The sequence below is a fragment of the Flavobacterium sp. JAS genome (assembly GCF_020991455.1).
Lineage (GTDB): Bacteria > Bacteroidota > Bacteroidia > Flavobacteriales > Flavobacteriaceae > Flavobacterium.
The window spans coordinates 41,999-57,605 of record NZ_JAJMOX010000019.1 but is presented as its reverse complement, the minus strand read 5'-3'; the positions used below and the strand labels follow the sequence as shown (position 1 = coordinate 57,605).

The window sequence follows — 15,607 nt, the reverse complement described above, 5'->3', positions numbered from 1 at the left end:
GGACGAAGCCAAAATTGGTTCTGCAGGATTGGTCATGGCTATTGTTGGCGGTGCATTAATGCCGGTTTTACAAGGAAGTATTTTGGATTGGGGCGGCCCGGGATTTTCAGATGTTCACCTTTTAGGATTCATTCCTGAGGTGAATTTTTCATTTATTTTACCTTTAATTTGTTTGGCTGTAGTGGCAAATTATGGCAGGGTGAGTCTAAGAAATAATTCCAATTAATCGTATATAAAAAATTCAATAAAAGGGTGTATTGCGGGTTTTTGCAAGGTTAAGATTTCAACTATTATATAGGGATAATTTCTATTGTTGTTAGATTGTTGGTTCCTTTTAAATCAAGGAATTGTTTAAATAGTTTTATCCCTGGCAGCCATAAAAGGAGGATTTAAGTTTGGTGCCTCCTTTATGGTCTGTGTTTTCTAAAGTGAAAAACAAACAAGACTCAGTTGTGTCATTATTGAGCTTTTTTTAAGGATTAAAGCCTTTGTTATTTGGCTTTAGACTTAGTTGAGTTAAAATAGTAATGTATATTATATATTATCTCATATATAGTCAATAACGAATTTAACCTTCAGTTTAAAGATTAAATTAATATGAAGAGAACCGCTTATTTTAAAAGAGTAAAAACAAGAGTCAACTTTTCTGTTGGAGTAAGAGTTGTACAGGTTTAATATCCGTTTTGAAGAATTGCTTTTAGATTGGAGTTTTTAGGTATATAAATGGTACTAATTCACTTCAATGAAACTTGAGCATTTTTTCTTGAAAACAGAAGTGTTAAAATTTTTTAAGAAATGGAAATAAAGTTTATTGGACCGCAAAGAAAAGCCTGAGAAATTAATACTGCTCAGGCTTCTGGTTAAAATTTGGGGCAAGGATATGGACAATTGAACGGCTTAATTTTTTGTTGGAAAAAAAGTACCCACTGCATTTATAATTGACTACAATAGTGAGATTCCTTTAAGGAGTTATATGTCGTCTCTTACCAGAATAAAGAAAAATGAATTAGGATCACCTTTTGCATCCATAACGCCCAATAAAGTGTCCTCATCAATTTTTTTAAATATATCATTAATGGGCAAATTGTCGTAAATCATGGTAGCTGAAATTTTATCTCTGTATTGTGTCATACGAAGATGTGCTTTATATTCGGTTGTTTCTATTTCTTCTCTAAAGTCACCAACTTTTCCTTGAACAGAAGGGTAATCTGCAGCTAACTTTGCTAGCTTGACAGGATCGGCAAAAAATGTATCCGTTCCATATGATGTATAGAAAACTAAGGGACTGACGTTTTGGGCGTCTTCAAAAATTTTTCCATACCATCCAGCTGCTTCTAAAGAGCCATCTTGTGGATGGTCTGTATTTAATGAGTATCCCTTCCAATGACCAATTAATAATTCTATTGTTGCAGGCTCAAGCTCGTCAAAAATTCGAAAGGCATTTTCAGTGGTTGTTTTTCCAGTTTGTAATACTTGATTTAATGTTTCCATGAAGTTAAAATTTGAATTATAAAGACAAATTTCTGATTATTTAGGATAACGATTGTGATACAAAAGTAGTCAATGATGAAACGTTTTAACGATTTATCTCTTTGATAAAGTTGCAAACCTAAACCCGGCAGACCTTGTTTTACTGAATTTCTGATTTTAAGAAACGCCATCTGCTAAGATATTGGCACCCCGCTTCTCAAACACATATTTGAAGATTTGATGCAGGCAGAAGAGTTTAAGGCTTTTCGTCTGCTTGAAGGCGCTGTACTGAGCCTTGTATTACGAGCGCAGAAAGTCTATGAAAATATTCAAACTCCTCATTACGCAAACCGCTATACTCTCATTGGGTTGCAAAATCGTTTAAATTTTCCATTTTGCAGGTTAACAAAAGGTAACCACATAAATTCTATCGGTTTTGTAGACTTTATGTTTTTTAGATTATATTTGCCACAAATAATAAATAATGTGAAAAAAAGTACCCGCAATTTAGTAAAGAAGTTCGCTGATTTAGCGCAACCCCCGTAGTAACATGTTATTAAGAACTTATTTTTTCAATATAATTTATTGGAACAAAAAAGGGAGGTATTGCGTACCTCCCCCGGATAAATTCAATGAAACAGGATCTAATTTAGCGTTGAGCCTGCTTCAAATGTTACTAATTTAACCTTAACAAATATATGTTATATTTTATCAAAGTGAAGTCAAATATCTTGATTTCGACTTACTGCCGCATTGCTTATGCGGTAATTTCTTATAGTTTTCCGACGTATTTGCGATTGATACTTGCTTTAGGTCTCACAGTACCTTCAGTTAGTTATTCACAAAACCAACCTGTGGTCAACTCCAGACTACATGGGAAAGTTATAGATTCAACAACCAAGGAGACATTGCCCAGTGCTACAGTGCAGATTAAAGGGGTAACCAACTCTACAATAGCGAATTCAAATGGAGAATTCGATTTAGTTACAGGACAAAGTTTTCCTTATACAATCGTTATCACCTATACCGGATATAAATCGAAGGAAGTAGTTGTAAAAGGAAGTCCTATGACGGTGGAATTAGAGCAATTAAAAAATGAATTGAATGATGTCGTTGTGGTGGGTTATGGAACACAGAGAAAAAAAGATTTGACGGGCTCTATATCAACTGTTACCGGAGCAGATCTGAATGTTTATCCTGTAACTGACGCTGTAGCTGGTCTTCAGGGTAAAACTGCAGGTGTAAGCGTAGTACAGAACTCTGGAGCACCGGGAGGTACAGTGAGTGTAAGGATTCGTGGAGGGAACTCATTGTTGGGAAGTAATGAACCACTTTATGTAATAGATGGTTTTGCCCTAGCCGGGAGCCCGAACGCATTAAACCCAAATGATATTCAGTCGATTGAAATACTTAAAGATGCATCGGCATCAGCAATTTATGGTTCCAGAGGGGCTAATGGAGTTGTTCTGATTACTACAAAAAAAGGAAAATCAGGAAAAACAGAAGTTAGCTTTGAAACCTATACCTCTGTTCAGAAACTAAGAAAAAAGCTAGAGTTGATGAACGCAAGAGAGTTTGCGCAGACAGCCAATGAACGTGCCTTTAATGATGGTATAGCACCGTACTTTACCCAAGCACAGATTAATGATTTCGGAGAAGGAACTGACTGGCAGGATGAACTTTTTAGAGATGCGCTAATGACAAATACTTCTGTTAGTATTACTGGAGGTAATGAAGTCACACAATACGCAATCTCCGGTAATAGTTTAAGTCAGGATGGAATATTAGTAGGGTCAGATCTGCGTCGTCAGTCTATTCGGGCAAATATGAATCAGAAAGTGAGCGATAAAGTTAGTGTAAACTACAATGCAGTTTTAACGAACTCAGACCAGTCTGCAGTAAATAGCGATAATGGTTCCAAAGGTAGCAGTATCATAAATGGATTATTGGGAGCTCCACCAACATTATCTCCTCTTAACGCCAAAGGGGAGTATACTAATTTGATGGCTTACCCATTTAGTCCTAATTCTTTAGTCAATCCATTGGCACTGGCTTTAGAAAGAAAGGATAAAATAAATACCAAGTACGTACTGGTTGGAACGGCAATTACTTATAAACCTATTAAAGGCCTATCTATTCGATCATCATTAGGTGTTGAAAGTAGTACATCAAGAGAAGATATCTATTCGCCTAGTATCATTTTTGTTACCCCTACTGGACAGGCCAATATTACAGAGGTTTCAAACTTAAATATTCTAAATGAAAACACAGCTACTTATTCGTATAAATTCAATGAACAGCATAATTTAACTGTCTTAGCAGGTTTTACTTATCAAACCAATAGAATTAAAAGTTTTAGTACAGGGAATGCCACAGGATTTTCAACTGATGCTTTGGGAACAGAGAATATACAATCAGCGAGTGTTCCCGGTACTCCTCAAAGTGGCTCAACAAGATGGGATTTGATTTCTTATTTAGCCAGGGCTAATTATATATTTAAAGATAAATATTTATTTACAGCTAGTATCAGGACAGATGGTTCATCAAGATTTGGAAAAGATAATAAATGGGGATATTTCCCTTCAGCTGCTTTTGCCTGGAGAGCTATAAATGAGAAATTTATAGATAATTTAAAGGTTTTTTCGGATCTTAAATTTCGTTTAACATGGGGACAAACAGGAAGTACTGCTGTTAGTCCCTACCAAACTATAAATACACTGAGTTCTTATCCTGTTATATTTAATGATCAATTATATACCGGTTTTGCACCAGGTGCCGGAAATTATGCGAATCCTGATCTTAAATGGGAAACTACTACGCAATCTAATATCGGTTTAGACTTCGGTTTTTTTAACAACAGATTAAGTTTTACGGCAGATTATTATCGAAAAGATACTAAAGATCTATTAGCCAATGCTCCGCTTCCAATTTCAGTAGGATATTCAAGCAGTGTCCGCAACATTGGTAAAATCAGAAATTATGGGGTCGAATTGGGGGTTAATGCTGTAGTATTTGATAACTCTTTTAAATGGGAAGTAAACGTGAATTTTTCTAAAAACAGTAATCAAGTCGTAGCACTTTCTGCTGGAAGAGATGTTTTTGGAGCGGAGTTACCTCAGCCGCTGGAAGTTGCCGTGAGTTTGGTAAGAGTGGGGCAACCAGTAGGTGTTTTTTATGGTTATTTAGAAGATGGACTTGATGCCAAAGGTGCAATTAAATATAAAGATATTGATGGGGTAAGTGGTATTACCGCGGCCGATAGGACTATTATTGGGAACCCAAATCCTGATTTTACCTACAATATAGGTTCAAGTATGAGCTATAAAAATTTTGATCTGAATTTTCAGTTGCAAGGTGTGCAAGGAGGAGATCTTTTTAACATGAATCTGGCCGCACAAGGGAATAGTTTCTGGTGGGGAGAGAATCAGCTCAAAGAAGTATATACAGACCATTGGTCGGCAAGCAATCCTAATCCTAATGCGAAATATCCTAAATTAAGTGCTACCAATATTTTTAAAGCTTCAGACAGATATATTGAAGACGCCTCATTTCTTCGTCTAAGGAATGTTCAAATCGGTTATACCCTTCCGGCATTTACTAATGGTAATAAATGGATTAAAAATGTACATGTATATCTAAGTTGCCAGAATGTATTTACAATAACTAAATATTCGGGTTATGATCCTGAAGTCAATACAAGAGGAGGGTCTAATTCTATTTCTTTGGGTATTGATCAATCTGGATACCCTAACACAAAAATGTACACTTTCGGTATTAATGCTAAATTTTAATGGGAATATTATGAACTCAAATATAAAAATACTTGCACTTTCTGTTTTATTAATGTTAGGTGCATCATGTGAAGAATCATTAGAAGAAACACCAACTGACAGGCTTGTCAGTTCTACATATTATAAAACCAGAGAAGAGGCCATATCGGCTGTAAATGCAATTTATAATCCCTTTAGAATTTATGGTGACAGGTATGGCGCGCAATTTACTTCTATAGAGGACTATGGTTCTGGCAGGGGATATTTAATTGCTTTTGCACAATATGCGGGACCAATGATCTCTACCACGGATGGTCAATATCAATCCTTTTATGTGGCGATTAGAAACGCAAATATTGTATTGAAAAATGTACCCAATATTCCAATGGATGCTACGGAAAGAAATGCGTTACTGGGAGAAGCCTCATTTTTACGTGCATTAGCGTACAGGAATCTGGTTAGAAGCTGGGGAGGCGTGCCGATACGTACCGAACCATTAGAGAATGTAAATGAAATTAGCGCTAAAAGAGCATCAGTAGAAGAAGTTTATAATTTGATCATAAAAGATCTGCAATTTGCTGAGAATAACTTGCCTGATAAGCAGCCGCTAGCCGGGAAGCCAAGCAAGTGGGCCGCTAAGACAATGCTGGCCGACATTTATCTCAATATTGAAAAATGGCCCGAAGCGAGAGATAAGGCTAATGAAGTAATTCTTTCAGGTGCTTATTCATTGGTTCAGGTTACAAGCTCTGCAGGATTTGAACAGATTTTTGGACCTACTTCAGTTACATCTACAGAAGACGTCTTTTCTATCAAGTTTTCCAGGTCTTCTTCAGGAAGTAATATTGCTTTGTTCTATGCGATGCCAGACAGTTCGTACTCTTCTTCGGGCTATGGTTCTGAGTACGCTTATCCAAATGCTCCATTGTTAAAGAACTGGGATAAAAACGACTTGAGATATGGTTTTAATCTGTATACTTCTTATCCTGACAGAAAAGGAGTAATCGTGCAGAATCAAGTTACTCAGCCTATTCGTTTCGGTAAATTTAAGGATCCCGGATTTGCGCCTTCACATGGTAACGACTACCCGATATATCGTTATTCAGATGCTCTGCTTATTTATGCTGAGGCTGCAAGTCAGGCTAATAATGGGCCTACAACACTGGCTATTGAGCGTTTAAATATGGTACATAGAAGGGGATATGGTTATATTCCTAATATGCCATCTCCGGTAGATTTTACTTCGTTAACTGCGCCTTCAGCGCAATCATTTAGGGAGTTGGTATTGAGAGAAAGAGCTTATGAGTTTATGTTGGAAGGTAAAAGATGGTTTGACCTTGTCAGAACAAAAACAGTGAAACAGGTAATCCTGGAAGCAAAGGGCATTGCCATACCCGATTACTTTTTGTTGTTTCCTATTCCGGTACAGGAAATTGATAATAATCCGGAGCTGAGTCCTAATGATCAGAATCCTGGTTATTAATTTTAATAGTAAATGCTAAAGTTATGAAGTTACTTAAGAACAGGTTTGTAGTCAGTATTATTTTTACATGTCTGACTACTGTGGCGGCACAAGCCCAGTTGCCTAAACCCGATAAAAAAAAATTAAACGTGTTATTTTTCCTTGTAGATGATTTAGGATGGCAAGATTTGGGATATGCAGGGAGTAAATTCTATGAAACACCAAATATTGATGCTTTGGCGAAAGATTCGAAAACCTTTAAGCGAGCCTATGCTGCATGCCCGGTATGCAGTCCTACCAGAGCGTCGATTATGACGGGAAAGTTTCCTGTAAGAACCGGCGTTACAGATTGGATTGGTGCGCCAATGTTAAAGGCTTGGGATCGCAATACGGAATTGCTTCCTGCAGCGTATACTGATCGACTGGCATTGGATGAAGTTACTATAGCAGAAGCATTAAAAAAAGGCAGCTACAATACGTTTTTCGCGGGGAAATGGCATCTTGGGCCTGAAGGGTTCTGGCCAGAAAATCAAGGTTTTGATATAAATCAAGGCGGGGTTGACAAAGGAAATCCAGGAAAAGGATATTTTGCACCTTATACAAACCCTCGTTTAACGGATGGACCAGCAGGAGAGTATTTACCTGAACGCTTATCTGATGAGACCTCGGCTTATATTAAAAGTCAGAAAGGGGCAGATCATCCTTTTTTTGTGTTCCATTCCTTTTATTTGGTACACACACCATTGTTAGCCAAAGAGGCTCTGATAGCAAAATATCAACGCAAAAAGGATAGCTTGCAATTAAAGGATGAATTTGAAATAATCGGCAAAGATGTATATGACAAAACTAAGGATAGGGAGGTAAGAGCGAACCATTCACAAGTTGTTTATGCGGCAATGGTTGAGGCTTTAGATCAAGCTGTTGGTAAGATTGTAAATACACTTAAAGAAACGGGTGTCTACGAGGAGACATTAATAATATTTACTTCTGATAATGGTGGTTTATCAACCTCAGAGGGCTCTCCAACTAGTAACTTGCCATTGAAAGCCGGAAAAGGATGGGCGTATGAAGGTGGCATTAGAGAGCCTTTGATTATTCGCTGGCCGGGAGTTACGAAACCTGGTTCAACAACTGATGACGTGGTGGTATCTACCGATTTTTATCCGACGATATTGCAGGCTGCCGGCTTACCTTTACAGCCTAAAGCGCATATTGATGGAAAAAGTCTTTTACCAGTGTTAAAAGGAGAGAAGGTTTCTAAACGGAAGTTGTTTTGGCATTACCCACATTATGGAAATCAGGGTGGAAGTCCGTATAGTGCAGTTATGGATGGCGATCTAAAACTTATAAAATTCTATGAGAATGGGGGATATTATGAATTGTATAATGTAAAAAAGGATGTTTCAGAGAGTAACAATATAATAAAAAGTAACGATGCCATTGCAACTAGGTTAAAAATTGATTTAGATGGTTTCCTTAAAGAAACTAATGCTAAATTACCAATAGAAAACCCCAATTACTCATTTGATAAAACAAAAAAATAAGTTTATTTGGCGCACTGGTAGTGATTTCCATCGCTTTATTTAGTAAAAAACGCGCTCATGTGATTGTATTTATGGTGGATGAAATAGGCCGGCATGATCCTTCTCTGTCATTGTCTTTTGCATATCATATTACCGAACTCAATAATCGCTACCATACGTAGAATATAGAGGCAAACTGGAAGACTGGTGGGCGTATAGTCGAAGCCTATAGGTTAAAAGAAAATCTGGGATCAGCAGCACATCACGGCAATGCTTTTCGTGGCAGAGCACAGACTGCGCTTGTTACAGCAGGTGATGTGAACATGGATTTGATTTTAAATGAAATAGCCCCGGCACACTCAGGTGATTGGCCGCAAGAGTACTTGACTGAGCTTAAGCAAAGCTAAGAGGTGTAAACCTCCTTTGATCTGAAGATCACCGAGTGTGATCTTCAGATCGAAAGCTTGCTAAATGATAAGGTGGAATAAATGAACCCAGGATTCAGAAGTAAGGCAAGAATATGCATGCAAGATCAAAAAAAACAAACAAAAAGGACCAGAAACAGGTGTTGACCTGGTCGTCTTTCTAACAGCCAAAGATTTCGCCAGCTGGCTGCGGCTATCTCCAAATAATAAGATATCAGACTCAAAAGCGCATTCTTTTTTTATGATATTTATTTACAAGTTATTAATACTAAGTGTTTTGATTTGTTTTTACGGGTTGACTAGATACTTTTCTAAGCAAGAAATTTTATGAAATAATATTTTTTCATAATTGTCATTTCGTTATTCTTTTAGCTTATCCGATATTTAAATAAATTCTTTCAAGAAATTAATGTAATGATGCATGTCAACTTTACGCTGGCTGCTTAAAACCACTATTCACCTCATGACTTACTTGATCACCTCATCCGGCCATAAAACCTTTTTACCATTACTTTTGTAAGCCGGCATTTGGGCGTTTGATTCTTTAAGCTGATTTGTTAATTTAACTGCAAGTTCTTTGACTTTCTCAGGATAGCGCTGTGATAGATCCACACGTTCGCCCAGATCGTTCTTTAAATTATAAAGTTCCAGTTTTTGATGCTTCATCAGGTAAATTAACTTCCAATCCCCTAATCGTATCGCACTTGCATAACTAAATGCGTTGGATTCATCGCTCGTCCATCGATTCGGGAAATGCCAAATCAGTGCCCGTGTGGAATCAATTTTTGAAGTTTCTTTTAAATTGAATAAAAAACTTTTACCATCTACGTGTTGAATTGTCGGAGCATTTTTGATATCTGCCAGTTCTAGTATAGTAGGAAAGAAATCGACAATATGCACAGGCTGGTTGGAAGTCACTCCGGCCTTAACTTTGCCAGGCCATTTAACTATCATCGGCTCCCTGATTCCGCCTTCATATAATGAGCCTTTACCTGCTCTTAAAGGAAGATTATGAGTGTATTTTTCGCCCCCGCGGGGTGGAACTAAACTTAAACCGCCATTATCCGACATAAAGATGATGACAGTATTTTCACTTACCTTCTTTTGCTCTAATGCATTGATCAAATCACCTAAACTTTTATCCATGCCCTCTATCAAACTGGCATAATTTGCCTCAGTGCTATCTATCCCTGACTCTAAGTATTTCCCTAAAAATCGCTTATCGCCTTGAATTGGTGTATGTACAGCATAATGTGCGAGATAAAGGAAAAATGGCTGCTTGTGTTTAATGGGCTCACTTATGGCTTTAATAGCTTCTATTGTGAGAGCTTCAGTAAGAAAGGTATCAGTTCCATAATATTCCCCAAGTCCGGGAACAGCATTGAAAGCCAGCTTCTGACCTACCACATTGCCGTAGTTTTCTTCACCATAATAGCTCTGAGGATGCCCAATAGAACTTCCTGCTATATTAACACTAAAACCTAAATTGCGTGGATTTGATCCGGAGGTACCGAGCGATCCCCAGTGCGCCTTACCTACATGGATGGTAAAATAACCTGCATCGTTAAGCAATTGAGCTAAAGGTGTGGCATACACAGTATTCGGCACGTTATTCTTCTCGCTTAAGCCATTAATATTCCAGTCAAGTGGTTCAAATAAATCATCCTTAAAATCTGTCGATCTGTCTTTTTCAGGCGCAGTCCAATTTGTTACCCTGTGCCGCGCTGCACTCATACCCGTTAGAAAGCTCACCCGTGTTGGGGTACAGACTGAATTCGAGTACGCGTTGGTAAATTTCACGCCTTGTGCTGCCAAGCGCTCCATATTGGGTGTATGATAACGTTTATTGAGTTCGGTTATTTGATCTGCGAAAGGCACAGAAGTATCCTGCCAGCCCATATCATCCACCATAAATACGATAATATTGGGCTTTTTTTGTGCAAAAAGCAAATTGACAAAAAACATCAAAAAGATTAAAGAGTTTAATTTTTTCATTATTTGGATTGATTTTTAGAATTCAGTGAAGGAAGCTCGTCGTTTGTCTCTTTAAAAAAAAATCCAATTCGATCTTTAATGCGCTTGCCTTAACCGTATTTACATATAAAATATTTTTTTTTTTGCGAAACATCATTTTTAACATTACAGAGTTTGTAATAACCCCCATTCTCATAAAACGTTATAAATTTTATCTCCGCCATCCATCATAGAGATGAATGGTGTGCCACCTTGTAGATTTAAGGTAGGTTACGATTGTCTGCCTTTAAATCTAACACCACAAATGTAATTTATATTTTTAAATTTATAAAGTCTATAGACTTTATAGAGAATAAGTTTTGATAAGGTTTAGTTATAACTAGTATTGCAACAAGAATATATATACGACTGGGTATAGCTGAAAGCATGAATTGTTTAAGGACAAGACTGCTGAAAGTAATAATTTATACTAACTGCAGCACCGATATCCCAGTTATATTTAGAAATTTACGATCCCTTTGAGGATTGCTCCGTGTCTTTATTCTAATGCATTTGCCCTTATTTAATTAGTTAAAAAAGGCCGGTGCTTTCCTAATATTGGTCTTTTACCTTAAGAGAAGTTGAATCCATAAATTATCTGCCTAATCGGGTACGTTTTTCTAAATCATCCAAGAAATAGTTTGATAAATACATTATAAGATGAACATTATTAAAAGACATCTTTTGTGCTTGTCTGTGTTTTCTTTTCAGATAAATGTTTTGTAAGTAGCTGTATTGCTGGATAGTATGCTGTTTTTTGTTCTAAGAAAAAATAGGATTTTGCTTGTTATTGTAAAAAAAAAAATATATATTTACCAACCAAACCAAACCAGACTATTTTTGGCTTTGATTTAATTATTTAAAAACAAAATTATGACAGCACTATATAATCCAATTAATTTAAATGATACCCATGTATAATCCTGTTAAATAAATAAGTAATTTAGTGTAGTTCAAATGGTTGTATTATATATTAATTCTTATTAAACCTAAAACATATGAAAAAAAAACTACTATTGATATTATTTATGATTGTTAACAATCTCTATTGTCAAACCGATACAATTTTTTATGACAGTACTAGTAGAGTGAAATTTGAAAACGACAACATTAATAAACTGATTGACCGTTATTTTATTCTTTTTAATACAGGACAGGATAATAGTTCCATTTCATCATTTGCCGGCATTGACATTGGAAAAACGGAAGTATCATTTACCCCTTCGTTTTTTGACCAGAAAAACAATATTTGGAATCTTAAATTTAAAGGGGGAATTACAGAAGGTGTATCATCAGTATTTAAGAATAATAAATTCAATACTAACATTAATATTGAAGCCCAGTACAACATTCGAATTAAGCCTTCAAAAATTGAGTACAGTTTTTATATGGATGATTTTAATGACTATGAAAAAAATTTAGCCAATCAGAGAATAACTAATCTAGAGAGTCTTTTAAAATATTTGCTCACTAATAAAACTGCAATTGATTTAATTGATAAATCAGTTTATGACAAAACAAAAGCTGGTATTGACGCTCTGATGGCTAAATCAAAAGATAAAATTATCAATAATGATACAGAAGGCTTAAATAAAAGTTTAATGGATGATACTAAAACATTTATTGATAGTTTAAAAGCGGTAGTCAGAATAAAGCCCTCTTTACTGAAAAGCTTATTATTAAAAGAAGCGGAGATAGGAAATGTTTATAGCGCAAAATATAAAGAAGAATTCAAAAAATTAAAATTATCGGCGACCCATCAAAAATGGATTTCAATATCGGCTAAAGTAAGGAATGATGCTTTCAAACTAGTTAATAGGGCAAATCCGTATGAAGAACAAATTACGGATAAAAACTATGTCAGTTATGGCGGCAGTATATTATTTAACAATTACAGATACAGTCAAAATGATAACTCCCAATTTTACAGTGTGGGAATAGCTTATGAAAACAAGAGTAACTTTTTACTATTGGATGATGTTGATGTAAATAATACAACTCAAATTGGTGCCAATGGAAATAGTGTTAGGGAAATCAATGAGAAGTACACTGCTTATGAAGGAGATTACGTTAAATACATTAATCAGATTGACCTAGTGGCGGACTACTATTATTTTTTTAATTCTAAAAGTATTTTTGGAGTTCATGCGTATGAAAAATCAAGTTTCAATAAAATTATGAAACCCAATTATGATGCCGGTGCCGGGATTGTCTTTTCCTTTAAAAATAAAGATAAGGAGAACATCATTAATGCCGAATTGTATTACACTTTTAAAGATATAGCAAGTAACAATACTGAAATCAATGCTTTTGAGAGTAATGAAGTAGGATTAAGATTTGTACTGCCTCTTAATTTTAATTTTAATCTATAACAATTATGAAAAAAACAAAATTTAAAAACATTGATCTAACTGTTACTAAGCAATACAGAGTGATTTGTACGGAAAAAGATTATAAAGGTGATTGGACCAATGATTATACAAAAGCTCTTGAGGAACTAACACAACACCAAAGAGATACAGAGCAGACCCATCAAGTGAAGGTTGAAGTAAGAGTGATTAAAACATCTAGTTATAATGCAGAGCAATTTCAATTATTACAATAGCAAGAAAATATAATCCTTCTGATTTAAAAATAATCAAGTCTTAAAAACCGTAATTAATTTGAATAATCAGGCTTTGGAGCGTCTTATTTATTAAGTAACCTCAATAATGAAGGATGGGAACTTGTAGTGACAAATCTGCAGGGAAATCCAATAGCAGCGATGATAAAAATATTGCCAAACTGGCCCTGGAAAAAAAAATTAAGTAGAATCAGGTCGTATTGGATTCTTAATTACATTTTCTATTATTCTTTTGAAACAAAATGACCGGAGTGACGTCTAATGATTTTGAGATGATTTAAATTTTTCTGCTTTTAACTGTAATATAAGACCCAAAAACTATGATGACCTTAATTGCTATATTCTTTCCTTCACTGTCCTTTCTTCTGAGAGGAAAACTTCTGACCGCCCTTTTGTGTCTTATACTACAGATTACGCTGATCGGATGGATTCCCGCAGCCATATGGGCGGTGCTGTCGCTTCAGAATGCCAGAGCAGACAGAAGAAATGCGAGACTTATTAAGGCAGTGAAAGTAAAATAAAATGAGTTGGCAAAAAATAAAATAGATTTTATAAACAGGTATTGTTTCTCTATATGCTTAGACTTGGAATTCTCTAAAGAACCATAAGTAAAACAAACAGCTTAAAATTTTATAATACTTTACAGTTTATTCATAATTGTCCCCTGTAATCAAAATGAAATCAGGAACATATTTTTCTGCCTGATTCCATTTTTGAGGTTTTCTGTAAAATTTTCATTTTCCGCATGGGAAAATAAAACAGGCCTGTTAGGAAGGATCGTAGTCGTAGTTTTTAACCAGCGTTAATATGATGGTCCATTTGACCTGCTTTTTCTCCATTATATAGATACATTCGGTTTCACCTCCGGTATAAAATAGGGAGGAGTATTTTAAAATGGCGTACTGTTTGTTCAAACTCAGAATAGGTTTGGATATAATATGGCCAGTTGCGCTTATTGATACGGTTCCGTCATGAATTTTCGCGAGCAGTTCCTCTTTTTCAATAATGGGAATATCAAATGATCCGAGGTTTTTTGTGCTCCAATAGTAAGGCTGATTATCTTTTTTATAAACAGACTTCAATGTGCTGATCTCTTGAGCATCTATTGGCCAGTTTTTAGTACTGGCAGGGGAAAAATCAATTCTTTTCTTATTTAAGGGAAGATTTTTATCTGAGTAAGCCTGCTCGCAAATGTTTAAGACATTTTCGTCTGAACCAGCTTCCTTAATAAGATAAGATGCATTGGCATACGGTATGTTTTTAAGATTTTTTTCCTTAGCAAAATCCTTCACTATCTGCTGTTCTGTTTTTGTTGTTGAGCATGAAGCTGCAAGCATCCCTGCTATTGCTATAATTAATTGTTTCATGGTTTTAAATTTCGCATTGCCTTCATTAACAGCAGTATCATTTTGAGATTTTTAATTATTTAAAACCTTCCTGGTCTGCAAGCCACAGACACCAGAATTATTGAGCATAATACATGTTTTATATTTTTCATTTTAATTGCAGTTAATTTTTTCATCAGTATTCTTTCCATTTTCATCGGTTTGCTCCTCTAAAACAATTTTTTTTAAAGTCATATGGAATGGAACTTGACTTGAATAAAGTTACCCTGGAATTGTTTAATATTAATGCGACAGTTCTTCGCGATGCTTCATTGTTAAAATAGCCCAGCTGCTACAAATCCCGAATAGTGGATCTAAACAAATCTCCTGAAGCCGTTCCTGCTGCAAAAGTATTATCACTTCCGATTGATGAGTAATTCTATTGCTTCCCATAAAGAGCTTATTGTAAACAAAAACAGGACAAAAAGTATACAGTATAATGATATCTTCGTACTTATAATCTTTGCTTTATAAAAAATGGATTCTTTATTGCCTTTTCTAAATTTTTCTAAATTCCAATTGTATAATGTATATAGCAGGTAGCCCATTGCCATATAAGAAGAGGATTTAAGTAATAAAAAAAATATATATTTCATTTTTCTGTATAATTATTCTAAATCAATAAGCTGTTTTTTTACCAGTTATTTCTTGATTATTTTCTTTAAACTTTAATAAAAGATTTAGGATGACTAAAGTATTCTGAAATTTTAGAATTTGATTTTAAATTTGATTAAAAACCTTTCAATTTTGCGTAAGCACTTATTTTATTAATACAATTGGTCTAAAAAAAATATCACACTGTATCACCTCAATAACAAGTAGTGCTACGCTGCGGTATATTGCAAAGAGTGATAGTATTAATGGCTGGAAAAATTGATCATATTTACATGTTCATTAGTGTGATTGTGAATCATGGTCTCGGCCCTGAAAGTATGG

The 15,607-nt window shown here is 35.3% G+C and carries 10 protein-coding genes and 1 pseudogene; 8 read left to right on the top strand and 3 right to left on the bottom strand.

What is annotated here, in order from left to right; genetic code table 11:
* Window positions 1-226, top strand: a pseudogene (locus tag LPB88_RS22580) (MFS transporter); the annotation flags it as partial.
* Between the two features lie 743 nt (window positions 227-969).
* Here LPB88_RS22580 and LPB88_RS22575 read toward each other — a convergent pair.
* Complete coding sequence (locus LPB88_RS22575; RefSeq protein ID WP_230717924.1) at window positions 970-1,491, bottom strand: DUF4334 domain-containing protein; 522 nt, start codon at window positions 1,489-1,491, stop codon at window positions 970-972.
* Between the two features lie 216 nt (window positions 1,492-1,707).
* Between LPB88_RS22575 and LPB88_RS22570 the strand changes: the two genes are divergently transcribed.
* The 4 genes from LPB88_RS22570 (at window position 1,708) to LPB88_RS22555 (ending at window position 8,246) form a co-directional block, all read left to right on the top strand.
* Complete coding sequence (locus LPB88_RS22570) at window positions 1,708-2,016, top strand: hypothetical protein (RefSeq protein WP_230717923.1); 309 nt, start codon at window positions 1,708-1,710, stop codon at window positions 2,014-2,016.
* A gap of 152 nt (window positions 2,017-2,168) precedes the next feature.
* Complete coding sequence (locus LPB88_RS22565) at window positions 2,169-5,261, top strand: TonB-dependent receptor (RefSeq protein WP_230717922.1); 3,093 nt, start codon at window positions 2,169-2,171, stop codon at window positions 5,259-5,261.
* Window positions 5,262-5,271: 10 nt separating this feature from the next.
* Window positions 5,272-6,723 (top strand): RagB/SusD family nutrient uptake outer membrane protein, encoded by a 1,452-nt coding sequence (locus LPB88_RS22560; RefSeq protein ID WP_230717921.1) that lies wholly within the window; start codon window positions 5,272-5,274, stop codon window positions 6,721-6,723.
* A 23-nt stretch (window positions 6,724-6,746) separates the two neighbouring features.
* Window positions 6,747-8,246, top strand: coding sequence for a sulfatase (locus tag LPB88_RS22555; protein ID WP_230717920.1), 1,500 nt, complete (start codon window positions 6,747-6,749; stop codon window positions 8,244-8,246).
* A gap of 872 nt (window positions 8,247-9,118) precedes the next feature.
* On the opposite strand, the gene LPB88_RS22550 is transcribed toward LPB88_RS22555, so the two are convergent.
* On the bottom strand, window positions 9,119-10,645 hold the full coding sequence (locus LPB88_RS22550; RefSeq protein ID WP_230717919.1) for a sulfatase: 1,527 nt from the start codon (window positions 10,643-10,645) through the stop codon (window positions 9,119-9,121).
* A 1,016-nt stretch (window positions 10,646-11,661) separates the two neighbouring features.
* On the opposite strand from LPB88_RS22550, the gene LPB88_RS22545 reads away from it, so the two are divergent.
* From LPB88_RS22545 to LPB88_RS22535, 3 genes are all read left to right on the top strand, one after another.
* Window positions 11,662-13,035 (top strand): hypothetical protein, encoded by a 1,374-nt coding sequence (locus LPB88_RS22545; protein WP_230717918.1) that lies wholly within the window; start codon window positions 11,662-11,664, stop codon window positions 13,033-13,035.
* A gap of 5 nt (window positions 13,036-13,040) precedes the next feature.
* Window positions 13,041-13,268 (top strand): hypothetical protein, encoded by a 228-nt coding sequence (locus LPB88_RS22540; RefSeq protein ID WP_230717917.1) that lies wholly within the window; start codon window positions 13,041-13,043, stop codon window positions 13,266-13,268.
* 338 nt (window positions 13,269-13,606) lie between these two features.
* Window positions 13,607-13,807 carry a YqaE/Pmp3 family membrane protein gene (locus LPB88_RS22535; protein ID WP_370635905.1) on the top strand — a complete coding sequence of 67 codons (201 nt, stop codon included), beginning with the start codon at window positions 13,607-13,609 and terminating at the stop codon, window positions 13,805-13,807.
* 246 nt (window positions 13,808-14,053) lie between these two features.
* On the opposite strand, the gene LPB88_RS22530 is transcribed toward LPB88_RS22535, so the two are convergent.
* Window positions 14,054-14,653 carry a hypothetical protein gene (locus tag LPB88_RS22530; protein WP_230717916.1) on the bottom strand — a complete coding sequence of 200 codons (600 nt, stop codon included), beginning with the start codon at window positions 14,651-14,653 and terminating at the stop codon, window positions 14,054-14,056.
* Window positions 14,654-15,607: the final 954 nt, after the last annotated feature.

What these genes read in the sequence shown, in the direction of transcription:
- LPB88_RS22575 (WP_230717924.1), bottom strand. Translation starts at nt 1,491, where the DNA reads ATGGAAACATTAAATCAAGTATTACAAACTGGAAAAACAACCACTGAA.
- LPB88_RS22565 (WP_230717922.1), top strand. Translation starts at nt 2,169, where the DNA reads ATGTTATATTTTATCAAAGTGAAGTCAAATATCTTGATTTCGACTTAC.
- LPB88_RS22560 (WP_230717921.1), top strand. Translation starts at nt 5,272, where the DNA reads ATGAACTCAAATATAAAAATACTTGCACTTTCTGTTTTATTAATGTTA.
- LPB88_RS22555 (WP_230717920.1), top strand. Translation starts at nt 6,747, where the DNA reads ATGAAGTTACTTAAGAACAGGTTTGTAGTCAGTATTATTTTTACATGT.
- LPB88_RS22550 (WP_230717919.1), bottom strand. Translation starts at nt 10,645, where the DNA reads ATGAAAAAATTAAACTCTTTAATCTTTTTGATGTTTTTTGTCAATTTG.
- LPB88_RS22545 (WP_230717918.1), top strand. Translation starts at nt 11,662, where the DNA reads ATGAAAAAAAAACTACTATTGATATTATTTATGATTGTTAACAATCTC.
- LPB88_RS22540 (WP_230717917.1), top strand. Translation starts at nt 13,041, where the DNA reads ATGAAAAAAACAAAATTTAAAAACATTGATCTAACTGTTACTAAGCAA.
- LPB88_RS22535 (WP_370635905.1), top strand. Translation starts at nt 13,607, where the DNA reads ATGATGACCTTAATTGCTATATTCTTTCCTTCACTGTCCTTTCTTCTG.
- LPB88_RS22530 (WP_230717916.1), bottom strand. Translation starts at nt 14,653, where the DNA reads ATGAAACAATTAATTATAGCAATAGCAGGGATGCTTGCAGCTTCATGC.